Origin of the sequence: Lentilactobacillus parafarraginis DSM 18390 = JCM 14109, assembly GCF_001435895.1 — a bacterium.
GTDB lineage: Bacteria > Bacillota > Bacilli > Lactobacillales > Lactobacillaceae > Lentilactobacillus > Lentilactobacillus parafarraginis.
This window is the reverse complement of record NZ_AZFZ01000051.1, coordinates 1-22293: the sequence shown is the minus strand read 5'-3', so window position 1 is coordinate 22293 and position 22293 is coordinate 1. Positions and strand designations below refer to the sequence as shown.

Sequence of the window (22293 nt, the reverse complement as noted above, 5' to 3'; positions counted from 1 at the left end):
CCGCTTTTAGAGATCTCAAACAGTTTCTAAGAAAATCAAGCTAATAATCAACATGGAAGAAACAATATCGATGCACGTTGCAGCTACCATATTCATCAAGAGTGGCTGGCCATACTGATAGACAGCCATCCATGATACCGGTTTAATCGTGGCCGTTAACAAAATCGTCACAAGAATTGCCAAAACGTGGAGCATCAAATCATAGATCAGGATGGTCACGAGTTTAGCAAAATAAACATCAATTTTCTTTGCCGATTTATACAACAAGGTTAAAATCGCATTATTTTGAAACTCCATCGAGAACATCGTTGATCCCACAATCACCAGCACAAGCATTATGGCATCACTAGAATCGTAGGTTAGCATTGCCAACAATCTTGCTGAAGGATATCCCGCCATTAGAAACATAAACGCCAACATAATAAGTGGGGCCAACCACGTTAATTTTCGATGACTAAATTTATAAAATTCACGATACAAACTTTTCACCATTTCTCTCACTCACCTTTTCATCACACACGCTGCCGCTTGAAAACAACCATCCCAACAATTAAAAATATGAGCACATATGTTAAGTTTGCCCATATTAACTGAGAATCAGTCAGCAATGAGAACTTAGAATCATTTGCATTTGCCAACTGACCAATAATATTAATCATATTGAGAGGATTCCACTTGATAATTGCGGTCAATCCTGGAAAAGCGCCCATCATGAAGCTCGATAGACCGGCACCAAAGAACCCAATCGCCAAGCCGATCCCAACCACTGCCGCATTCACGCGAATGACCGTAATTAGCAGAAATGCCAGTGCGATGATAAACAGCATATAGATAACAGCGCCTACCATGTTAAGTGTCAAACCAACAATTAGATGATGTTGCTGATAGATAGTCGTCCATGAATAGTGATTTCCCACAAAGATCATCTTGAAAATGAGGGTCACAACGAGACTCATAACTGTTAATAGTCCGCCATAGAGGCTAATCACCAGAAACTTTGCAAAGAAGATGGTTGCCTGATTATTGCTTTTATAGAACAACGTCATAATTGTCCGATTCTGATATTCCATGGCCACAAAGCTTGATGCGATTGCGACCATAATAATGGTGATCCACTGACCAGCGCCAAATCCATGGACAATCACATTCTCACTGATACCTGATTGCGAAACGGTGGTATATAACATCAGAACGAGTAATATTACCGCGCCATACAGGGGAACCCGTTGATGATAGAATTTATAAAATTCCCGTTGTAGACTACGCTTCATGACGATCACCCCTCTGTATTCTTAACAAATCCACAATTGTCTGTTCGAAACTCATCCCGCTTGGAATTAATTCCAACAACCGAACATGATGATCGTTCAATACATCTTGAGCCGTGTCTAACTGTTCCCGGGGAATCAATAGACGCCCATCGACGACATTAACTGGAAGCTGGTGATCATTGAACAGGGCTTCGGTTTCCTTCATGTTTGCGGTGAGCAAACGATATTGGCTTCTTCGAACTTGGTTAAAATCATCGATCGACTTGTCGACAATGATCGTTCCTTCGTTAATCAGCAATACATTTGTCATGACCTTTTGGAGCTCTCCTAATACATGGCTGGAAATTAAGAAGGTGGTTCCCTTCGCCGCGTATTGCTTAATAATCTTACGGACTAAGATGGTTGCTTCAATATCCAAACCATTCATGGGCTCATCCAAAATGACAAACTGTGGTTGGTTTAACAGGGCAAGCGCAATTCCTAACTTTTGCTTCATCCCCATTGAGTACCCCTTAGCCTTCGTGTTGATATATGAAGTCATTTCCAATTTTGAAACGACTTCATCCAAATCTGTCTCATCAATTGAATACTGTTTCAGGTTTTGAAACCCGGTCAAAAATGGATAAATGGCGGGATGTTCAATAAGGGCGCCGACTTTTGATAACGCGGTATGATCGTTCTCTGCCACGTCCTGATTGGAAAGTGAAATCTGGCCGGTAAATTTAGTTAATCCAAGGATGGTCTTCATGATGGTCGTTTCACCGGCACCATTTGGACCAATGAGCCCAACAATGGCCCCGGTGTCCGCTTGAAACGTAGCGTCCTTAATAATTCGCTTTCTGCCAATGAATGTGTTTACATGATTCACTTGTAACATTTTGCATTCCTCCGAACTTAATTTAGCTCAACTAACCAATGAATGTGTCACGTTGGATAACCTTCTCGAGTGAAACATCAACCGTCTTTCATTCTGAGTTTGCCTAAGACACGTCCGAAATGATATGTCCGCGGAGCCGGTACGCGGCAATTACGGTCAATTTGCGCAACAAAAAAGCCACCCAACATCATAATCTCTCCTAAAACTCAAGATATGATCGATAGGTGGATGATCAATTTCATCAGGCTATTTATGAGTAACAGCGTGCCACAGCAGCAACCCCAGATTTAGAATTGCTAATAAGCCCGTGAACGCCAGCACATATTGGATTTCAAGCCCCATATTAAAAGCGTTCATCACAGCACTTGCAATGGCAACGACCGCAAATAGCGTGTACCCCGGAATAAAGAGACCTGAAGTAACGACGAAAGCCTTTTTGATTGCAATCCGGGTTCGCAGTAGTCGCAACCCCAAAACAGCTAACACTAAGATATCTAAAAAGCCAAACGCACTTCTCGGAATATCCTGAGTCAACCGTTCAATTACCAGAACTGCCAAAATAACATCGAGCGCACTATTTGTATAGAGAAATAGTCGTGAGTGACCACTGGCCCTCATAATTGCCTTCATGTCACTGTCATTGGCACTCGACACCAGTTGATCCAGTGAAATCCCGTAGATTTTGGCTAACTTTCGCAGCGTGTTAATATCCGGTTGATTCCGGCCGGTCTCCCAGCCAGAAACGGTTTCCCGCGAAACACTTAGTTTATCGGCTAGCTGTTGTTGGGTAAGTGAATGTTGCTTTCGCCTATTTTTCAGTTGGTTTGAAAATTGATCATCATCCATATCGATCCTCCTCAATGTAGTGCCGAGCCAATAATGCTTCAAGGTATTGTTCGAACCATCGGCTAATTATCGCGTGGTACGTTTCAAACCACGAAGGCTTTGCTTAACATTTGAAATCTATGTTGGTGGTTTATGAGTCTGTATCCGAATAAAGTTTTCGGAAACCGGAAACCCATTTGAATTATGTAGAATGCTTAAATATTATATCATTTATATCGGTGAAAATTTAAATTTGTAAAACTGAAAGCCAATTCAATTGCTTCTTGCTCACCCCAAAAACAAAAAGGGCTTTCAGCCATAAACGGCCGCCAACCCTTCATCAACACTCAGAACATCGAGCATGCCATCTTTTAAATTTGTTTCCGCTTAAACGCGTAAACCCCAATGATCACAAACACCCCGGCCCAGATAAGATTTCCAATTACCAGCTGGGGATCCGTCAACAATGACTGCTTCTGAACGGTTGGGGTCAGAAATTGAAACGCCACGTTAAACATGTTCAAAGGATTCCATTTGATTAGTGGAAGCACCCCGCCCACCATGTGGTTAATGAGGTTTGCCATCGGCGTCGCCATAAAAATGAACAGAATGCCAATGACGGCCGCAATTGAGCTGGTTCGGCTAATACTGGCAATTAAGAAAATAAGTGTTATCAGCAAAAATGTCGAGTAGAGATTGCTCAACAAGCCAGTAATCAAATTCTGCATGATTGACTGGTGGTTGTAATAGATCGTCGAAAACGGGTGTGATTTTCCGAAGAACCCAAATTTAAGAACGATCGTCAATCCAAACGTCAAAAGATGAAGCGCAATGCTGTACCCACCGAGGATGATCATCTTTGCGGTGTAAATCAACAGCCGACTATTGTGTTGCGCAATCATATGCTTAATTGTCCCGTACTCAAACTCCATGCCGATTAAGTTGGCGCCGGCAATTATCAACAGGAAGTCTAACCATTCCGCGCCATTAAAAGCCATCACGATGAAGTAATCCTTGCCGGGTTGTATCAGTGCCGAGAATCCCATGAATGCCATTAAGCCAAGCAAAATCAACGGCGCGAAAAGCGTCCCCTTGAGATGCACGAACTTATACAGTTCCTGCTTCAATAGATCAATCATGGCGGCCAACTCCTTTCGCATCATGGATGTAGTGCAGCGTTGCCGTCTCTAAATCCATTCCCTGATGGGTGATGTCAAGTAATTTGAAGTGGTTGGCAAGTAGCGTCTCGACAAATGCGGTCAGTTGATCTTCAGAATTATCCACTCGCAGCCACTCTCCTTGGAGTGAAGCTTTAAACCCCTCATTCAGCAAAACCTTTAGCGCTCGTGAATTATCATCGGTCATCAATTCATAGTTCTGTTCTCCCAGCCCCCGCAACTCGGCCATTGTGGTTTGAAACACCAATTGACCGCCATTAATCAGAATAATATCATCCGATATTTTCTCCAACTCGCTTAAAATATGACTGGAAACGATAAACGTCGTCCCCTTGGCCGCGCCTGAAGTGATAATTCGGCGCAAATCTAAAGTTGCCATGAGGTCCAATCCATTCATCGGTTCGTCTAAAATGACCAAATCCGGATGATTGATCAGTTTCGTCTAACGAAATATGATAAATCGCCGCCAGCCGCTTAAGGCTGTCAATATCTGGTCGATTCCGACCAGTTTCCCAACCGGAGATTGTCTTTCGGGAGACATTCATTTTGGCTGCGAGTTGCTGCTGGGTCAATGACGCCTGCATCCGCTTCGCCTTTAGCTGTTGTGCAAAATGATCATCACCCATATTGATCCCCCTCAATGTAATGCCGACTCTCCAGTTGTTCAAGCTATGATTCGAAGTATTGCTGCAATTGCCAAGCTTCGTATCAAAGCTTATAAAAAACCATTGCAGCTAATTTCTCCAAGCAGATTCACAATTCACTACCGGGTGGTTTCTGGAAACTGCAAACTCGTTTAACCGTATGTGTTGGTCCCATTATATCACTTGGAATCTTTGAAAAAATCAGCATCCAAATGGAAGTATACTTCCATTTTTGAAATTTGCCCGCCAAAATGGAAACATACTTCCATCTTGTCAATTTCTAATACCAATAAATTGTCTTGTCATTCTATGACGGAGGTCCACCTAAACAAAAAGGATGGCTGTATATTCAGTCATCCCTTACCCATTCGTTGTTCACTTCAATTGATCTTGCAACTTCTCCAGCCGATTCATAATCTGCCCTTTAGAAAAGCCGCCGGCCATCAACGTCGCTTCACTGAACTGATTCAATTGTTGATAGAACCACACAGATAGGCTAAAGTACTCGGCATCTGGGACCGCATACACTAGTCGGGACAGCTTGTCCGCTGCCTCCGCAAATTGATGTTGGCCAATCAACATCTCCAAATCAACTTGGTAGGATAACTTTTCCCCCTGCTTCTTAGGAAACACAATTTCCGTCCCACTTGAATTCTTGCCACTAATCATGACCCCCAGCCCTGATCCGATTGCCCGAATCTGGCGGGTGAGAAAATCTTCGTTCTGCTCCATGACCCATCCTCCATTCGACCGTTAACGATTCAGTCACGCTTCTGCAATGCTAAGGTATCATGGTAGAATGAAATTTAATAGCGATCCATTCCCAATTTGACCGGATATCAAAGACAATCGGCATCCCATAAAGCCAATGCAAACGCAAATTGCAAACCACAAACCAGAGGTGTCCGTCATGCAAGTTACATCCCAATTAATCCACTATCGCAAACTGAATCACTTTACCCAAAATACGCTGGCGAAGCGCATCCACGTTTCTCGTCAAACCATCTCAAATTGGGAAACCGGCCATACCTATCCAGACATTCAGAGCCTGCTGCTATTGTGTGACCTGTACCAAATTTCATTGGACGATCTCATCCACGATGACATGCTGACAATCAAAGCCCGCAGTTCGTTGAAACACACCCGCCGGCAAATTCTTGCAGGCATCATCTGTATTCTCACTGCATACGGGTCATTGATTGCCATGAAGTGGTTCCCCTTTCTTCTGTGCGTCATGCTATTATCAGTGGCAACCACGCTTGGATGCGTAGTGCTCATCAGCCTATTCAGCCGCACCCGATACTTGGAAACCAACACCTATCGCGAAATCTTAGGTTACTTAAGAACCGGTTCGGTTCCGCCCACCCATCACATGACGCGCTTGCGAAAAAACCTGTTATTAATCGGGGGCGCCATTCTCGGAATCATCATTGGCCTCGCACTAACCTCGGTAATCGCCGTCTACTGGTTACACTGGTCAATGTTTTAACCACCAAAAAAGAAGGTCAAAACAGCCGTTGGGTTGCCTTGATCTCCTTTTGAATGTCGCATCATGATAGTTACATAACTAAGTTTGTTTAACTTACGCCATCTGATACTCACTAGCCGGAACGGCCTTAAAAATCGGTGACAGTTCCTGGGTAGCAATAATCGTCAAGCGATGCATTGCCCGCGTGCAGATGGTGTAAACCAACTGGCGGTCCCGGTCATCCGGATAGCACGCCTTGCTGGCATCCCACATAATGACGCTGTCGAATTCCAGCCCTTTGGCCAGATACGATGGGACCACGATGATTCCTTTAACCAGCCGTTGATTTTCAGTACGAATCAGCGTTGACTTCACGCCAATTTCACCCAACTTTTCAGAGAGGGTTTTGCATTCTTTCAGCGTTTTGCCAATAATCGCCGTCGTTTCGTGCTCAGCTAAATTGGCTTCCGCCTGCTTCTTCACCTGCTCAACCGCGGCGTCGACACCTGGTTCAACATGAATGGCCGGCAACTCACCCTGCCGATCAAACGGCTCAATTTCCTCGCCGTTTGTCAGCAAGTGCTTCGTAAAGTTGGTAATCTGTGCGGTTGACCGGTACGTCTTGGTCAGCTGAATCACCCGCGTCTTATCGGCTGGGAACATGCTGGACAGTTCGCCCAACAACTTGCGGCTATTTTCATGGGTAAAGATGGCTTGGTTCAAGTCACCCAACAACGTGAATTTCGCCCGTGGAAAACTGTACTTCAGGAATGCCAACTGAAAGGCCGAGTAATCCTGAACCTCGTCAATAAAGAGATAACGAATGTCACGATCCCCACGTTTACCGGTCATTTGATCGTACAGGTAAATGTAGGCGGTGGCGTCAGCCAATGACAAACGACCTTCTTTAAGGCGGCCAACCGTGGCTTCAATATCGCGCTTCCAAGTGGCGGCATCAATGCCGTGTTTACTCAGATCCAAAATATTCGGCACGTTACGCAGCATGTGGACGAACTGATTATTGATACTCAGAAAATGCGCCCGAACAATCTGCCGTTGAACCCGGCGGAAGGCCTTGACCACGATTTGGCGGGCAAGGAACTTAAATTCCTTGTCGGTATTGAGAATTTCTTCCTCGCCGTCCTTATGCATCTGCATAATTTCTTCACGGGACAGGTTTTGGACGGCTTCTTCAACCCACTTTTTCCGCATTTCCACGTGGATTTTTCGATTCAAGATCTTGATGAGCTGTTCCTTGGTTGCCGATAACCGGTTTCTCAGGTTGTAATTCTCATTAAAACTATAGTAGATTTCTTCAATCTTTTCCTTGGGAATCATGACGCTGCCATTAAACATCAGGTTACGGAACCGCATGTCCTCGGTATTTAAATGGTTCGCGTAGGCGCTCACCGCCTTGAAGTAATCCAGGCCGCCCTTGAAGTCGTTGAGCTTCTGGGTCTGCGGTTCAAACTGATCGTCAAACCGCTGTGAGAGCGTTTCAACCTTGATGCTTGGCAGTCGGTGCGAACTGTACTGATAAAACGTCATCTGGACCATATTTTGCTCACCCAATTCAGGCAATACCTGATTGATGTAATCATTGAATAGTTGGTTCGGCGAGAACAAAATAATTTGCCCAGAATTCAAGTTTCCCCGGTACTGGTACAGCAAGTAGGCAACCCGTTGGAGCACCGCGGCCGTTTTACCGGAACCGGCAGCTCCCTGAACAAAGAGTAGTTCGGACTTTGTGTCCCGAATAACCTGGTTTTGTTCCTTCTGAATGGTTGTCACGATGCTCTTCATCTTGGTGTCGGAATGACCACCCAGTGCATCCAGCAGCATCTGATCTCCGACAACTTCTTCGGTATCAAACACCGTTTTAATTTTCGAGTCGGCAATTTGAAATTGGCGCTTTAATTTAACGTCAACGCTCTGCTCACCATCCGGCGTCTGGTAAGTGACTTCACCGATGCCGCCGTTATAGTAAATACTGGAAATTGGTGCCCGCCAATCATAGATCAGATAATGGTCGGGCTTGTCGGTATACGAAGCCATGCCGATGTAGATCGTTTCGTCATGATCTTCCGTCCCCTCACGAAAATCAATCCGCGCAAAGTAGGGATTCTTCTCCAGCTTGTTGAGCGTTCCCAACTCGCGGGCGGCATACTCCTGCCGGTTTTCCCGTTCAGACAGCATCTGTTGCTGCTGGCGGATCGACATGGCAGTTTCCATCATGCCGGAGTACGTAGACGTCTTTAAATGAACATCGTTATTAAAATTTGCATAGATGTCCTTAACGTCCTTTTTAGTGGATTTAATTTTCTTCTGAAGATCGGTTTCAGAAACCTTGATCTTCGAAATCACACTATCAAGATGGCGTTGTTCTTGGGCTTTAATATTATCTGCCATTGTATACCCCCTAGGATTATTGACTAAACAGTTTATCATAAAACGGGCGGCGAGTCCAGCTTTGGCATGCGAATAGAACAAATAAGGTTCACTCGATCGGCCGCTTTGAAAATAAACTGATAATCACTACGACTAATTTTCAAAGTCACGAATGAATATGCTACAATTAACATAACTTAAATAACGCTTACACAGGAGGTTTGTATGACAATTTCACTGTATTTCGTACGCCACGGCCAAACCTATTTGAACAAGTATCACCGTATTCAGGGCGTCATTGATTCATCCCTCACCGAAAAAGGGGTTAACGACGCGCTGGACGCCGGCGAACGATTAAGTCCAATTAAATTCGATGCCGCTTACAGCAGCGACCTGCCCCGAGCCATTGAAACCGGGCGGCTGATTCTTTCCCAAAATCCATCAGAAGTGAGTCAGCCCACCCCCCTTTCCGGGTTTCGGGAACTGAACTTCGGCTACTGGGAAGGAGAAGACGATGTTAAGACTTGGCACATCATTGGCGGCCCGCGCGGGGTTAACTCATTTCATGAAATGATTGCCGAATACGGCATCGATAAAGCCGAAGATATCATTGCGGCTGCCGATCCCTATGGTGATGCCGAAAGAGGCCAGCGCTTCTGGGAACGCTTATTGCCAGCGATTACCGAAGTTACCAGCAAAGCTAACGATGGCGACAAAATCCTGGTAGCCACCCATGGCACGCTGATTCGAAATGTTGTGAGCCACTTCAGTGATATCCCAGTAAACGTCTCGACGAAAAACGGCAGTGTCACCAAAGTCGACTTTGACGGGAAGAACTATTCGGTTGATTATTTTAATAACGTTAGTAAGGATGTTTAATAAAATATATTTTAATCATAATCAGGCCAGCAAACACAATTGCTGGCCTGATTGCAGTTAAAACAAAAAGCTGGCATTATCCGCCAGTTTTTTAATAACCATTATTTAACTAATCTTGAGTGCTCTTGCGCCCGCTTCTTGTACATCGGAATCTCGTCTTCACTCGCGCGAACCCAATGATGCGGGACAATTTCGACCAATTGCCTCGGCTTGCCGTCAAATTCCCGGCTTGGATCGTAGGGAATCTGTTGACGAGCCCGCTCATATTCTGGATCAGGCACCGGCACAGCCGACAAGAGACTTGCCGTGTAGTCGTGCAGTGGGTGGGCGTAAATTTCATCAGATGACGCAATTTCCAGCATTCGGCCGTAATGCATGACGCCGATTCGGTCACTAATGTACTTGACCATCGACAAATCATGGGCAATGAACAGGTAGGTTAAATCCCGCTCCCGCTGCAGCCGCTTCAACAGGTTCACTACTTGAGCCTGAATCGAAACGTCCAGTGCGGAAATTGGTTCATCAGCAATGATAAACTCTGGCTGAACCGCTAATGCCCGCGCAATGCCGATTCGTTGCCGCTGCCCACCGGAAAATTCATGGGGATAACGGCTGGAATGGTCCTTGTTCAGACCAACGGTTTCCAGCAAATCCTCAACCTGCTTTGTCCGGTCAGCATCGTTTTTCGCCAAATGGTTAATGTCGATGCCTTCAGCAACGATATCCTTGACCTTCATTCGGGGATTTAAGGAAGCATATGGATCTTGGAAGATCATCTGCATATCACGACGGAAACGTTGCTTTTGGGCTTTGCTGCGCAACTTCGAAACGTCTTCACCCTTAAAAATAATCTTTCCGGATGTCGGTTCATACAGATGAATAATGGCCCGTCCGGTGGTCGTTTTTCCGGAACCGGATTCCCCAACCAGGCCAAACGTTTCACCCTGGTAAACATCGAATGTAATATCATCAACCGCGCGGACCTCATCGGCCTTACCAACATTGAAATACTGTTTGAGGTGTTCAACTTCCAACACTTTTTTTGCTTTCGAGTAGTCGATCACAGTTGTTCCTCCTCTTCAATGTGTTTGCCCCGGTTACTATGAATGGTTTCATGGGTTAACTTGGCAAAGTGCTTTTGCCGTTCAATAATCTGATCCGGCGGCGTCACCTTTGGCGCGTGGGGATCCAATAACCACGTTGCGGCGTAGTGGGTGTCGGATACCTTAAAGAACGGCGGTTCCTGCTCCGTATCAATCTTTAGGGCATACTTATTACGCGCCGCAAAGGCATCCCCCTTGGGTGGGTTCAGCAAATCCGGCGGGGTCCCGGGAATCGACGGCAGTTCGGTGCCACTGGTATCCATTGTCGGCATCGAGTTCAACAGCCCCCAAGTATAAGGGTGCTTTGGGTTATAGAAGATTTCATCAACTGTCCCATACTCGACAATTTTGCCGGCGTACATAACGGCAACCCGATCGGCCATGCCGGCCACAACCCCTAAATCATGGGTAATAAAGATAATGGAGGTGTTGGTCTTAGTCTGAAGTTCCTTCATTAAATCCAGAATCTGGGCTTGAATCGTTACATCAAGAGCCGTCGTTGGTTCATCGGCAATTAGAATTTCAGGATAGTTGACCAAAGCGATCGCGATCACGATTCGTTGTCGCATCCCACCGGAAAATTGGTGCGGATAGTCGTTAATCCGCTTTTCAGCGTTCTCGATTCCGACAAGCTTCATCATTTCCAGAGCTTGGGCCATGGCCTTTTCCCGCTTCATCCCCTTATGGATGACCAGCGGTTCGGCAATCTGCTTGCCAATCTTCATCGTTGGGTCCAGTGAAGTCATTGGATCCTGAAAGATTTCGGCGATATCGCGGCCCCGGATCTCGTCCATCTGTTTGCGAGTCTTTTTCAACAGGTCCTGGTCTTTGAACATAATCGTGCCGCCCGCAATGTCCGCATTGGGAGCGTTAAGTCCCATAATGCTTCGGGTGGTAACGGACTTTCCGGACCCGGACTCGCCAACGATCGCCAGCGTTTCACCCTTTTGCAGGTCAAAACTAACGTCACGGATCGCTTGAACCTTACCAGCATACGTATTGAAGTTTATTTTGAGATTTCTGACCTCAAGAATATTTTTACTGTTTTCCATCTCAAAACACCTACTTCCTATTACTCTTAGGATCAAAGGCATCTCGCAGCCCATCCCCTAAGATATTAAATGCAATCATGATAATCGACAGCACGATGGCCGGGTACCACATCTGATATGGCAAGAACTGGAAGTTCTTCTGACCGTCACTAATCAACGTCCCTAGTGAAGCCTGTGGGGCACTGACCCCAATCCCGATGTAGGAAAGGAAGGCTTCAAAGAAGATCGCCGTTGGAATCGTGAACATCAAGTTAATAATGATAACACTACTCAAGTTCGGCAACAGATGCTTAAAGGCAATCTTGAACGAACTTTCACCCAGCGTTCGCGCCGCCAGGATAAATTCCTGATTTTTCAACTCCAGCGTTTGTGCCCGCACCAGTCGGGCCATGTTAATCCAACTGGTAATCGCAATCGCAATAATGATTGCGGACATGCCGGGTTTCAAAACAACGATCAGCAGCACCATGACAACCAAGTTTGGAATCGACAAGATGATTTCAATGATTCGCTGCATCAACGTATCAACCCAGCCGCCAAGCCAGCCGGAGATAATTCCGTAAACCACACCGAATGCCAAATCAAAGAAACTGGCAACCAGCGCAATCGTTAAGGAGATCCGAGTCCCAAATAAAATTCTGGAGAAGAGATCCCGGCCAAGGTAGTCGGTCCCTAAAATATAATACGTCCCGGCGTGAGCATGAGCTTGCGCATAGGCGTTAATCCGTTCGCCGGACTGCATCAGCGTGCCGTTAAAGCCGTTGATATCGAGTCCGGGAATTTTTGGCGGTAAATTAGCCAAGTCCGGATTAGTGGCGTTTGGATTATGCGTCTGGAAGAAATGCGATCCAAACGACAGGATGAATAAGATGATTAAAATTACTAAACAGATCATTGCTGCTTTATTGTGTCTCAACCGCCGCCAAGAATCCTGTAAGAAGGTCTGTGAAGGCGCGGTGATTTTTTCGCTGTCCAGATGGGAACGATCCGCATCCGATAACGGCAGAAAATCACCCGTTGAGAATGATTTTGAATTATCAGCCATTTTCAGTGTCCCTCCTACTTATTAATTCTGATTCGTGGGTCAATCAAGCCGTACAGAATATCGGTGATTAACAGCACAACACACAACATCGCACAGTAAACGATCGCCAATCCCATGATAGTTGGATAATCGTTGGTCAAAATTGACTTAACGAATTGTTCACCAATTCCAGGAATCGAGAAGATGTTTTCAACAACCATCGACCCGGTCATGATGTTAACGGCCAGCGGGCCAACGATGGTAACGATTGGAATCAGACTGTTTCGCAGGGCGTGATGGTAGATAATGCCGACTTTGTTTAGCCCCTTCGCCTTGGCCAGCTCAATATAATCCGAGCTGAGCACGTCGACCATTTCCGTCCGCATGAATCGCGCGGTTTCGGCAAACGGCGACGCGGCCAGGGCCAACGTCGGTAGCACGGTGTACATAAAGCCGCCCCAGTCAGCGATTGGGAATAGGCGCAGTTTCAACCCAAGGTAGTACTGCAGCAAAACCGCCAAAACGAAGGATGGGATTGAAACCCCAAGAATCGAGATGATGGTGGTAGCCGTATCAACCCAGGTATCCTGCTTAACGGCCCCAATTGAGCCAACGATAATACCGATAATGACGCCGACAACCATCGCTTCACCACCAATTGTCAACGACGGGCCAAGCCGGCTGCCGATCAGGTACGAAACCGGCTGGTCACTAAACTGGAAGGATGTCCCAAAGTTTCCGTGAACCACCCCGGCAAGGTAGGATAAATACTGCTGCCATAGCGGCTTATCAAGGCCATATTGCTTGTAGATCTGATGAATTTGACTGGGAGACAGCTTGGCCTGGTTGGTCAAAGGCGTCCCGGGCATAAACTTCATCAGAAAGAATGTGACCGTGGTGACAATAAACAAAGTCAGAATAATATAAAATATTCTTTTTGCTAAATACTTTGCCATAGAATGTTCCTCACATTTCTAATTTTCCGAATTGTAAAATCTTATCAACGATGCTTAACAAGAAAGAGGCCAAGACAAAAGTTTACTTTGCTCAGCCCCTTGTATTAATCGAGATTATTTGATTGAAACCTTACTCCAATCCCATTCTGGGGACGTCGGGAAGAACTGAATGCCCTTCACGTTGGACTTAATCAACTTCGGTGTGCTTTGTTGATAAAGTGGCACAATTCCTTGATCGTTCATTAACACTTTTTGTGCTTGAACCATGTCATCCCAACGCTTGCCGGCATTTAACGCATCCCTGCCTTCAGCATTCTTAATCAGATTATCATATTCGGTACTCTTCCACTTTCCGTTGTTGTAGGAGTTATCGGACGTGAAGAGTGACAAGAATGAAATCGGATCTGGGAAGTCAGCGATCCAAGCGGAGATAACGAGGTCAAAGTTGCCATCTTGTGACCGCTGCAGACGGGTCTTAAATGGTAAGTTCTGGTTGGTGATCTTCAGGCCTGGCAGCTTGGTTAACTGACTCTGAATAAATTCAGTGGTGTTCTTACCAGCGGGCGTATCGTCGGACAAGAGGTTCAACGCAACCGTCTTCTTACCAGTTTCCTTTAATCCCTTAGCCCAAAGCTTCTTAGCCTGTGCCAAGTTTTGAGAGTCAGCGGCCTTCACTTCAGCTTGATCAGCGTAATCCTTACCGTTTCGGTACGCCATCTTAGCAGCAACTAAGCCGCGGGCAGGAACCGAACCATCAGCCAAGACTTTGTTGGTCAACTGCTTCCGGTTAATTGCTAACGAAATGGCTTTCCGGATATTGATATTTCGCAGAACCGGATCCTTCTTCTGGTTCATTTCCAGATAGAAGGTTGAAGCATTCAAGAAGCTCTTGTAATCCTTGTTATTCTTGTAGTGAGAAACCTGTTGTGAGCCGGTCAAAGTCGCAACATCAAGCTTATCAGTATTGTACTGATTCAAAGTGGTTGAAGGATCCTTCGATACTTGGATCTTCATCTTATCAAGCTTGATGTTCTTCTTGTTCCAGTAATTTGAATTCTTAACCATTGTCCAAGAATCATTAGTCCCGCTCCAGCCAGTTAACTTGAACGGTCCGTTATAGACCATGTATTTTGATTGAGTCCCATACTTTGAACCAAATTTCTTAACCGCAGATTGTTTCTGTGGGAAGAATTGCGCGTTGGCAACCAAGTATTTGAAGTAGCTTTGAGGCTTACTCAAGGTTACAACCAACTTGTAGTTGCCATCGGCCTTCACGCCAAGGCTGGAAGCAGATGCTTTGCCAGTATTGTACTTGGTTGCGTTCTTAATATGGTCAAATATGTACGCATATTGTGACGCCGTCTTCGGAGCTAACGTTCGTTGCCATGAATAAACGAAATCCTTTGCCGTAACCGGTGTCCCGTCGCTCCACTTACTATGACGCAAGTTAAACGTCCAGGTCTTTCCGTCCTTGGAAACGGTATAGTTCTTGGCAACCCCAGGAACCACTTTGGCCTTCGTTGACATTTTGAGCAGCCCTTCATTAGTGGCGTTCAAAGTTTCAGCTGAGACGATATCAGTCGCTTTGGACAAATCCATAGTTGGTAGATTTGACGACTCCTGCCAGGTTAACTCCTGTTTACTGGATCCCGACTGTGATGATTTGCTCCCACAACCAGCTAAGACTAACGCTGATAGGAGGGCGACCCCGCCAAGTTTCGCGAATGAACTCAATTTCATCGTGAATACTTCCCTTCAAAATTTATTTTTAGTAACTCAGCAATGCATATATTTTAAATTAAAACTTTATTAAAAGCAATCCTTTGGTTAACTAAACCGTCACCATTTGCTTGCCACAATCCACATTGTGAATATTTAATTGCCGATAAGGCCCGATATCACCGGCTTTATCTATTCCAATATGCAAACTTTTATTTTGAAATAAAGTTATAAAATTTGAATTTAGATGAAAAATTGGCCCGGTCCACTAATTATTCCGGTCCTGGATCTCATCTTAAAGGTTGTCATTCACAGACTTTAATAAGAATCCAAAGGGCTTCTTAACTTTATAAGAAAGGCCTTCGTCGGTCGGCCATCGTGGTTGAATCCCACCAAATTTCCCATCAAAAAAGCCCGCGCCAATTTGGCCCGAGCTCAAGATGATTCTATTCAATTTTATTTAACAGAAACCTTGCTCCAATCCCATTGTGGTGAAGTTGGGAAGAATTGAACGCCCTGAACCTTCGACTTCATCAAGGTTGATTCACCCTGCTGGAACAGTGGCACAATTCCTTGGTCATTCATCAACACTTTTTCGGCTTGAACCATGTCGGTCCAACGAGCGGATTCGTTGTTGGCATCGACACCTTCAGCCTTCTTCATCAACGCATCGTACTGAGCGTTCTTCCACTTCCCGTTGTTGTACGAGTTGTCAGACTTGAAGAGATCCAAGAAGTTGGTTGGATCTGGGTAGTCGGCAATCCAGGCGGAGAGAACCAGGTCAAACTGACCATTTTGTGAACGGCTCAAACGGTTCTTAAACGGCACGTTTTGAATCGTTACTTTCATGCCAGGCAATTTGTTCAACTGACTCTGAACGAATTGGGCGTTCTTAACGATTTGATCGATATCATCACAAAGCAATGCCACGTTGACGGACTTCTTACCGGTTTCTTTCAAACCTTTAGCCCACAATTTCTTCGCTTCAGTCAAATTGTAATCAACACCGGACTTAACGTAAGCTTGATCGGCAAAGTCCTTGCCGTTGCGTGAGTTCATTTTAGCTGGCACGTAACCTTTAGGGGCAACCGAGCCATCACCAAGAACTTTCGTAGCTAATTGATTTTTATTAATTGCCAATGACAGTGCTTTTCGAATATTTTTATTCTTGAAGATTGGATCCTTCTTCTCGTTCATTTCCATGTAGGAGCTAGAAGCTTCAAGATAATCATGGTAATCCTTATTATTCTTATACTGCTTAGCTTGAGTCCCGCTTAAGGTTGTGAAGTCCAACTTGCCGCCTTGATAACTGTTCAAAGCAGTTGATGGATCCTTGATGGCTTGGACATTCAACTTATCAAGTTTAATGCTCTTGGCGTTCCAGTACTTCGGGTTCTTAACCAGCTGGGCGGTATCGTTTGTTCCAGTCCAGCCCTTCAATACGAATGGCCCGTTGTAAGCATTCTTCTTGGCATTGGTTCCGTAGGCGTTACCATACTTGTTAACCACGGATGGTTCTTGTGGCAGGTAGTATGATTGGGCAACCAGGAACTTAAAGTAGCTTTGCGGCTTGACCAACTTGACAACCAGCTTGTAGTTGCCATCGGCCTTAACCCCCAGCTTCGATGGTGACATCTTGCCGGCGTTAATCTTGGTAGCATTTTGAACGTTGGCAAAATTATAAGCGTATTCCGAGGCCGTCTTTGGGGTAACGGTTCGCCGCCAGGCAAAGACAAAATCCTTGGCGGTTACAGGTTTGCCGTCATTCCACTTGGACTTGCGAAGATTAAATGTCCAGGTCTTGCCATCTTTAGAAATCGTGTAGTTCTTGGCAACTCCGGGTGTCGTCTTCCCCTTGCCCATGCGAAGCAATCCTTCGTTAGTCGCATTCAAAAACTGTGACGAATATAAATCGGTCACTTTGGATGCGTCCATTGTCGAAATTGACGCCGTCATCATCCAATTAACCTTTTCGGTCTTCTGTTGGGAAGATTTGCTGCCACATCCAGCCAATACCAAAGCTGAAAGCAACCCAACGCCTCCCAATTTGACTAATGACTTAACTTTCATAACTATGTAACTTCCCTTCAATAAAATTCGTGAACCATGATACAAGGTCATCATAGATTAGATTTTAATGAAATGCAATCGCTTTGTTAACTTTTTACTCACTATTTTTTAATTGGCGGGCTTTTGCCTAAAAATCACGACTTTATCTCCATTTTTGTGCTTGTTTTCCTGAAAATTATGGCGGCTTATTTCATCTGGTTTTCATTTTAGAAGAAGAAAGGTTAACTTTATAGGCACTGTAAAAGAGACCGCAATGCCAATTTTGGCATTCCGACTTCTCGTCAACTAATTATTTAACCGTCACGTTTCGCCAATCCCACTGGGGCGATTCCGGGAAGAACTGGATGCCCTTAATATTTGATCGGACCAATTGGGCAATGGCGGCTTGATAGAGAACCACCACGCCTTGGTCGTTGGCCAGCGTCTTTTCAGCAGCAACCATATCCGCCCACCGCTTTGCCGGATTCGTCGCGTCTTGGCCCTCGGCTTTGGCAATTAACTGGTCATAGCGGGCGTTATGCCACTTACCGTGATTATACGAACTATGCGACGTCATATTGGAAAGTGACGTCATCGGATCAGGATAGTCGCCGGTCCAGCTACTGAGAACCATGTCGAACTGACCGTTTGCCGAACGCGTCAAACGGCTCTTGAACGGCATGCTGCTGGTTGTCACGTGAAAGCCTGGCAATGCACTCAGTTCACTTTGGATAAACTCGCCGGTTCGCTTAGCAGTATCGGTGTCGTCAACGAGCAGAGAATAACTAACGGATTTGTGTCCCGTTTGCCGAAGCCCCTTCCGCCAATATGTCAATGCTTGCTTGTGATTATCGGTCACCGCGCTGGTAACTTCGGCGGCGTTGGCAAAGTCAACCCCGTGGCGGGCGCCAAGGCCCAGCGCAACGAACCCTTTGGACGGCGTCGACCCATCCTGCAGCACGTGATTGGTCAGCTGCTTGCGGTTAATGCTCAGTGAAATTGCCTTGCGAATATTTGCGTTTCGGAAAAACGCTTCCTTCTTCTGATTCATTTCCAAAAACCACATCTGGGCGTTCTTTCGTAAGTGAAGATTCTTATCGTGGCGATACTGAGCGACTTGCTGGCCGCTTAACGTGACCGAATCCAGCTTATGGCTCTGATATTGATTCAGAGCCGTTGCCGGATCCTTTTCAACTTGAAACGCGATTTTGGTCGGCTTGACACTGGCGGGATTCCAATATTCTGGATTCTTAACGAGATTCCAAGTGTCGTTGGTCCCATTCCAACCAGTCAGCTTAAACGGCCCGTTATAAATCATCCGCTGGCTGGAAGTACCGTAGCGAGCGCCAAACTTTTTGACTGCCGCCGCACTTTGCGGGAAGAAATATGCTTGCGAGACTAAATACTTGAAGTAGCTCTGGGGCTTGACCAAGTGAACAACCAGCCGATAATTTCCGATTGCCTGCACACCCAGCCGCTTCGGTGAGTCTTTCCCCTGGTTAATGGCCGTGGCATTTTTAATGTGATCAAAGGTATACGCAAACTGCCCCGCCGTTTTCGGGGCAACCGTGCGCCGCCAAGAATAGACAAAGTCTTTGGCGGTCACCGGTGTGCCGTCACTCCACTTCGAATGCCGCAGCTGAAACGTCCAGGTCAGACCGTCTTTTGAAACATGGTAGCGCTTGGCAACCCCGGGAATCAGTTTATTTCCCTTCACAACCCGCAGCAGCCCTTCATTAGTGGCGTTTAGCGTCGTGTCCGACACCAAATCGGTCATCTTCGAAATATCCATTGATGAAATTGGGTTTGCCTGCATCCAATGGACCGTGTTTTGATGCGGCTTGGTAGCCGTCTTTGCCCCACACCCCGTGACTGCTAACCCGACCAGCACGATAACCGGTAAGAGCCGCAGTCGGCGATCATTTATCAATATCACTCACTCCTATGTTTGGCCAAGCGGCCAGAATAATTAACACCATTGATAAAAGCTTAACCACTAACCGGTCGTTTATCAATTGATAATTTTTTTATCGTCTGCGGGCATTCAATGAGCAAAGTTGTCATAGACGTGGCAATAGGCGCAATCAACGGGGCCGAAACTCGACCTGGCGTAAAAAAATCCAGGACTAACCCCCGCTCGGAGCTGACAATCAGTCACCGAACGAGTGCTAATCCTGGATTATTTGATTAACCAATCATGATCTTAATCAAAACTGCTTTTAAGCGTTATCGAAATTACTTAACCGTTGTCTTCGACCAATCCCAAAGCGGAGCGGTTGGAAAGGCCTGAATGCCCTTGACACTTGATTTAACCAGTTGTGGCTGGGCCTGTTGATACAGAGGGATAACCCCTTCTTGATTGGCCAACAGCTTTCCGGCTTTGACCATGTCATTCCAACGAGCGTTCGGCCGGTTCGCATCCCTACCCTCAGCATTGGTCGTCAATTGATCGTATTCTTTGTTCTGCCATGGGCCGTTGTTATAGGCATTATTCGACTGCATCAACGACAAGAACGTAATTGGGTCAGGGAAGTCGGCAATCCACTCCGTCACAACCATGTCAAACTGACCATCTTGGGACCGCGCCAACCGGGTCTTGTATGGAATGTTCAGGTTCTTAATCTTCAGCCCGGGAAGTTTGGTGAAGCGACTTTGAAGGTATTCAGCCGTTTTCTTACCAGCATCGGTATCATCAGCCATCAGGTTAAACGAGACCGTCTTTTTGCCAGTTTCCTTCATTCCCTTGGCCCAGTACTTTTTAGCAAGTGCCATGTTGGATTCAACGGCGCTCTTAACATAAGCATCATCGGCAAAATCCTTACCGTTATGCGTTGACATGTCAGCGGCAACAAATCCCTTGGCCGGAATCGATCCGTCAGCGAGCACCTTATTGGTAAACTGCTTGCGATCAACGGTCAACGACAGCGCCTTTCTAATGTTCACGTTCCGGAAGAACTTGTACTTGTGCTGGTTCATTTCCAAATACCAAGTAGCAGCGTTACTTCTCAAAACGTAATCCTTGTTGTTCTTATACTGCTTAACCTGTTGGCCAACCAATGGCGTGACCTGAACCTTATTGTCCTGGTACTGATTGAGGAAGGTTTCAGGGGTCTTAATAACCTGGAAGTTCACCTTATCCAGCTTCACTTTCTTGGCATTCCAATAGTTCTTGTTCCGAACCAAGTGCCAAGTATCATTTGTCCCGGTCCAACCGGTCATTTTGAAAGGCCCGTTGTAGGCCATATCTTGGCTGGTTGTTCCGTACTTCGACCCGTATTTCTTAACGGCGGAAGCCTTTTGCGGGAAGAACTCAACGTCGGCAACCAAGTACTTAAAGTAGGTCTGGGGTTTTTCAAGCGTGACAACCAGCTTGTAGTTGCCATCAGCCTTAACGCCCAGTTTAGACGTCGCCATCTTTCCCGAATTAATCTTTGTGGCGTTCTTAATGTTGGCAAATATGTATGCGTACTGGCCAGCGGTCTTCGGATCAACCGTCCGCCGCCACGAGAACACAAAGTCTTTGGCGGTTACTGGTGACCCGTCACTCCATTTAGAGTGCCGCAGGTTAAACGTCCAGGTTTTGCCATCCTTTGAAACCTGATAATTTTTAGCGACCCCGGGAACCACCTTATTATGTTCGGCCATCCGCAGTAGGCCTTCGTTGGAGTTGTTCAAAGTTTGCGCCCCGATTTGATCGGTGACCTTTGAAATATCCATCGTCGTCATGTTACTCTGTTGAACCCACGTCAACTCCTTTTTCTGCGACTGCGTGCTTTTCGAGCCACAACCAGCTAACACTAAGGCGGAAAGCGCAACCGCGCCGCCAAGCTTAGCAAACGAACGAATCTTCATATAAATTACCCCTTTTATGTATGGAATCTTTAAAATATGTGAACAAATTCCATTGTAGATGAGAATTAGATGAAAATCAATATCTGAAGGATAATCAATAAATCCTTTTATAATAGGAAGCTATCACTAAACTATTCAGTGAGACGTGAATTAGAATAAATTATTCATGAGACGAATCACATTTCATTAGTAACTGACTAAGAGCTGCTAAATCGGTTACAATTACATTGATATGTCAATAAGGTTTTGTCTACTATTTTTTGACACTTGTGTGCTATAATTGAACACGAACTTTAGAGGAGGAACACTATGGATCTTACACAAACGCTGACTCGCGTAGTCACGATTGGATTGAACCAGCATCCCAACAGCTTTAACTATTCGATGACCGAGCTGAATAACTTGGCCGAAGCAAATAACATGAAAGTTGTTGAAACCCTGGTTCAGAAATTGGATCGGCCGGACCCAGCCACCTACTTTGGCAAGGGGAAAATCGAAGAACTCGGGCAAGTCGTGATTGACGACGGCGTTGACACCATCGTGGCAAACGATGAACTGTCACCCAGTCAAATTCGAAACATCGAAAAGGCCACTAAGGCCCGCATCATTGACCGAACCGGTCTGATCCTTGAAATTTTCGCCAACCGGGCCCAATCAAGGGAAGCCAAACTTCAAGTTGAACTAGCAAAATTAAAATATCAATTACCTCGTCTTCACACCAGTGCCAGCCAACGACTGGATCAGCAAACTGGTACCAGCAGCGGAGCCGGTGGTGCCACTAACCGGGGGGCCGGTGAATCTCAATACGAAATGAATCGCCGAACCCTCGAAAAACGGATCACCCACGTGAACCACGAGTTAAAGGAAGCCGACAAAGCTGACCAAATCAAACGCCAGCAGCGGGACAAAAGTGAAACACCAACCGTTGCCCTGGTCGGATATACCAACGCCGGCAAATCAACCATTATGAATGGCATGATTAGGGTCTGTCTTAAAACAAGCTTTTTA

Annotated in this window: 20 protein-coding genes; 3 read left to right on the top strand and 17 right to left on the bottom strand. The window is 45.9% G+C overall.

Going from position 1 to position 22293, the window contains the following annotated elements:
* Positions 1–15: 15 nt before the first annotated feature.
* The 8 genes from FD47_RS10950 to FD47_RS10915 form a co-directional block, all read right to left on the bottom strand.
* Positions 16–492 (bottom strand): ABC transporter permease, encoded by a 477-nt coding sequence (locus tag FD47_RS10950; protein ID WP_056980671.1) that lies wholly within the window; start codon positions 490–492, stop codon positions 16–18.
* Between the two features lie 20 nt (positions 493–512).
* Positions 513–1271: an ABC transporter permease gene (locus tag FD47_RS10945; protein ID WP_056980670.1), complete on the bottom strand. Its 759-nt coding sequence runs from the start codon at positions 1269–1271 to the stop codon at positions 513–515.
* Entirely contained in the window at positions 1261–2148 is an 888-nt protein-coding gene (locus FD47_RS10940; protein ID WP_054735754.1) for an ABC transporter ATP-binding protein, read from the bottom strand. The genes FD47_RS10945 and FD47_RS10940 overlap by 11 nt, the downstream gene beginning before the upstream one ends.
* A 246-nt stretch (positions 2149–2394) precedes the next feature.
* Entirely contained in the window at positions 2395–2994 is a 600-nt protein-coding gene (locus FD47_RS10935) for a helix-turn-helix domain-containing protein (RefSeq protein WP_054735752.1), read from the bottom strand.
* Between the two features lie 350 nt (positions 2995–3344).
* Entirely contained in the window at positions 3345–4112 is a 768-nt protein-coding gene (locus FD47_RS10930; RefSeq protein WP_054735749.1) for an ABC transporter permease, read from the bottom strand.
* A complete protein-coding gene (locus tag FD47_RS10925) occupies positions 4105–4530 on the bottom strand; it encodes a P-loop NTPase family protein (RefSeq protein ID WP_156319470.1) in 426 nt (141 codons plus the stop codon). Before FD47_RS10925 ends, FD47_RS10930 begins: the two co-directional genes overlap by 8 nt.
* The gene (locus FD47_RS10920) at positions 4424–4777 is read right to left on the bottom strand and encodes a helix-turn-helix domain-containing protein (protein WP_054735743.1); all 354 of its coding nucleotides are present in this window, start codon (positions 4775–4777) and stop codon (positions 4424–4426) included. The genes FD47_RS10925 and FD47_RS10920 overlap by 107 nt, the downstream gene beginning before the upstream one ends.
* A gap of 393 nt (positions 4778–5170) precedes the next feature.
* The gene (locus tag FD47_RS10915) at positions 5171–5527 is read right to left on the bottom strand and encodes a DUF6483 family protein (RefSeq protein ID WP_056980669.1); all 357 of its coding nucleotides are present in this window, start codon (positions 5525–5527) and stop codon (positions 5171–5173) included.
* A gap of 178 nt (positions 5528–5705) precedes the next feature.
* Here FD47_RS10915 and FD47_RS10910 point away from each other — a divergent pair, with 178 nt between their 5' ends.
* Positions 5706–6284, top strand: coding sequence for a helix-turn-helix transcriptional regulator (locus tag FD47_RS10910; protein WP_225352920.1), 579 nt, complete (start codon positions 5706–5708; stop codon positions 6282–6284).
* 93 nt (positions 6285–6377) lie between these two features.
* Here the strand turns inward: FD47_RS10910 and helD are convergent, their stop codons facing one another.
* Positions 6378–8672, bottom strand: a complete 2295-nt coding sequence (gene helD / locus FD47_RS10905; RefSeq protein WP_056980668.1) for an RNA polymerase recycling motor HelD — start codon at positions 8670–8672, stop codon at positions 6378–6380.
* A 204-nt stretch (positions 8673–8876) separates the two neighbouring features.
* On the opposite strand from helD, the gene FD47_RS10900 reads away from it, so the two are divergent.
* Complete coding sequence (locus FD47_RS10900; protein ID WP_056980667.1) at positions 8877–9530, top strand: histidine phosphatase family protein; 654 nt, start codon at positions 8877–8879, stop codon at positions 9528–9530.
* Between the two features lie 101 nt (positions 9531–9631).
* On the opposite strand, the gene FD47_RS10895 is transcribed toward FD47_RS10900, so the two are convergent.
* From FD47_RS10895 to FD47_RS10860, 8 genes are all read right to left on the bottom strand, one after another.
* Positions 9632–10594, bottom strand: coding sequence for an ABC transporter ATP-binding protein (locus tag FD47_RS10895; protein WP_008210438.1), 963 nt, complete (start codon positions 10592–10594; stop codon positions 9632–9634).
* Positions 10591–11685, bottom strand: a complete 1095-nt coding sequence (locus FD47_RS10890) for an ABC transporter ATP-binding protein (RefSeq protein ID WP_054735735.1) — start codon at positions 11683–11685, stop codon at positions 10591–10593. The genes FD47_RS10895 and FD47_RS10890 overlap by 4 nt, the downstream gene beginning before the upstream one ends.
* A 10-nt stretch (positions 11686–11695) precedes the next feature.
* A complete protein-coding gene (locus FD47_RS10885) occupies positions 11696–12730 on the bottom strand; it encodes an ABC transporter permease (RefSeq protein ID WP_008210433.1) in 1035 nt (344 codons plus the stop codon).
* Between the two features lie 14 nt (positions 12731–12744).
* The gene (gene opp3b, locus FD47_RS10880; protein WP_008210432.1) at positions 12745–13665 is read right to left on the bottom strand and encodes an oligopeptide ABC transporter permease; all 921 of its coding nucleotides are present in this window, start codon (positions 13663–13665) and stop codon (positions 12745–12747) included.
* Between the two features lie 114 nt (positions 13666–13779).
* A complete protein-coding gene (locus FD47_RS10875) occupies positions 13780–15405 on the bottom strand; it encodes a peptide ABC transporter substrate-binding protein (RefSeq protein WP_054735731.1) in 1626 nt (541 codons plus the stop codon).
* 435 nt (positions 15406–15840) lie between these two features.
* On the bottom strand, positions 15841–17454 hold the full coding sequence (locus FD47_RS10870; protein WP_056980666.1) for a peptide ABC transporter substrate-binding protein: 1614 nt from the start codon (positions 17452–17454) through the stop codon (positions 15841–15843).
* A 289-nt stretch (positions 17455–17743) separates the two neighbouring features.
* Positions 17744–19369: a peptide ABC transporter substrate-binding protein gene (locus FD47_RS10865; RefSeq protein WP_082402651.1), complete on the bottom strand. Its 1626-nt coding sequence runs from the start codon at positions 19367–19369 to the stop codon at positions 17744–17746.
* A gap of 299 nt (positions 19370–19668) precedes the next feature.
* A complete protein-coding gene (locus tag FD47_RS10860) occupies positions 19669–21285 on the bottom strand; it encodes a peptide ABC transporter substrate-binding protein (protein ID WP_056980665.1) in 1617 nt (538 codons plus the stop codon).
* Between the two features lie 309 nt (positions 21286–21594).
* Here FD47_RS10860 and hflX point away from each other — a divergent pair.
* On the top strand, positions 21595–22293 hold a 699-nt coding region (gene hflX / locus FD47_RS10855), incomplete at its 3' end, for a GTPase HflX (RefSeq protein WP_156404149.1).

What these genes read in the sequence shown, in the direction of transcription:
- FD47_RS10950 (WP_056980671.1), bottom strand. Translation starts at nt 492, where the DNA reads ATGGTGAAAAGTTTGTATCGTGAATTTTATAAATTTAGTCATCGAAAA.
- FD47_RS10945 (WP_056980670.1), bottom strand. Translation starts at nt 1,271, where the DNA reads ATGAAGCGTAGTCTACAACGGGAATTTTATAAATTCTATCATCAACGG.
- FD47_RS10940 (WP_054735754.1), bottom strand. Translation starts at nt 2,148, where the DNA reads ATGTTACAAGTGAATCATGTAAACACATTCATTGGCAGAAAGCGAATT.
- FD47_RS10935 (WP_054735752.1), bottom strand. Translation starts at nt 2,994, where the DNA reads ATGGATGATGATCAATTTTCAAACCAACTGAAAAATAGGCGAAAGCAA.
- FD47_RS10930 (WP_054735749.1), bottom strand. Translation starts at nt 4,112, where the DNA reads ATGATTGATCTATTGAAGCAGGAACTGTATAAGTTCGTGCATCTCAAG.
- FD47_RS10925 (WP_156319470.1), bottom strand. Translation starts at nt 4,530, where the DNA reads ATGGCAACTTTAGATTTGCGCCGAATTATCACTTCAGGCGCGGCCAAG.
- FD47_RS10920 (WP_054735743.1), bottom strand. Translation starts at nt 4,777, where the DNA reads ATGGGTGATGATCATTTTGCACAACAGCTAAAGGCGAAGCGGATGCAG.
- FD47_RS10915 (WP_056980669.1), bottom strand. Translation starts at nt 5,527, where the DNA reads ATGGAGCAGAACGAAGATTTTCTCACCCGCCAGATTCGGGCAATCGGA.
- FD47_RS10910 (WP_225352920.1), top strand. Translation starts at nt 5,706, where the DNA reads ATGCAAGTTACATCCCAATTAATCCACTATCGCAAACTGAATCACTTT.
- helD (WP_056980668.1), bottom strand. Translation starts at nt 8,672, where the DNA reads ATGGCAGATAATATTAAAGCCCAAGAACAACGCCATCTTGATAGTGTG.
- FD47_RS10900 (WP_056980667.1), top strand. Translation starts at nt 8,877, where the DNA reads ATGACAATTTCACTGTATTTCGTACGCCACGGCCAAACCTATTTGAAC.
- FD47_RS10890 (WP_054735735.1), bottom strand. Translation starts at nt 11,685, where the DNA reads ATGGAAAACAGTAAAAATATTCTTGAGGTCAGAAATCTCAAAATAAAC.
- FD47_RS10885 (WP_008210433.1), bottom strand. Translation starts at nt 12,730, where the DNA reads ATGGCTGATAATTCAAAATCATTCTCAACGGGTGATTTTCTGCCGTTA.
- opp3b (WP_008210432.1), bottom strand. Translation starts at nt 13,665, where the DNA reads ATGGCAAAGTATTTAGCAAAAAGAATATTTTATATTATTCTGACTTTG.
- FD47_RS10875 (WP_054735731.1), bottom strand. Translation starts at nt 15,405, where the DNA reads ATGAAATTGAGTTCATTCGCGAAACTTGGCGGGGTCGCCCTCCTATCA.
- FD47_RS10870 (WP_056980666.1), bottom strand. Translation starts at nt 17,454, where the DNA reads ATGAAAGTTAAGTCATTAGTCAAATTGGGAGGCGTTGGGTTGCTTTCA.
- FD47_RS10860 (WP_056980665.1), bottom strand. Translation starts at nt 21,285, where the DNA reads ATGAAGATTCGTTCGTTTGCTAAGCTTGGCGGCGCGGTTGCGCTTTCC.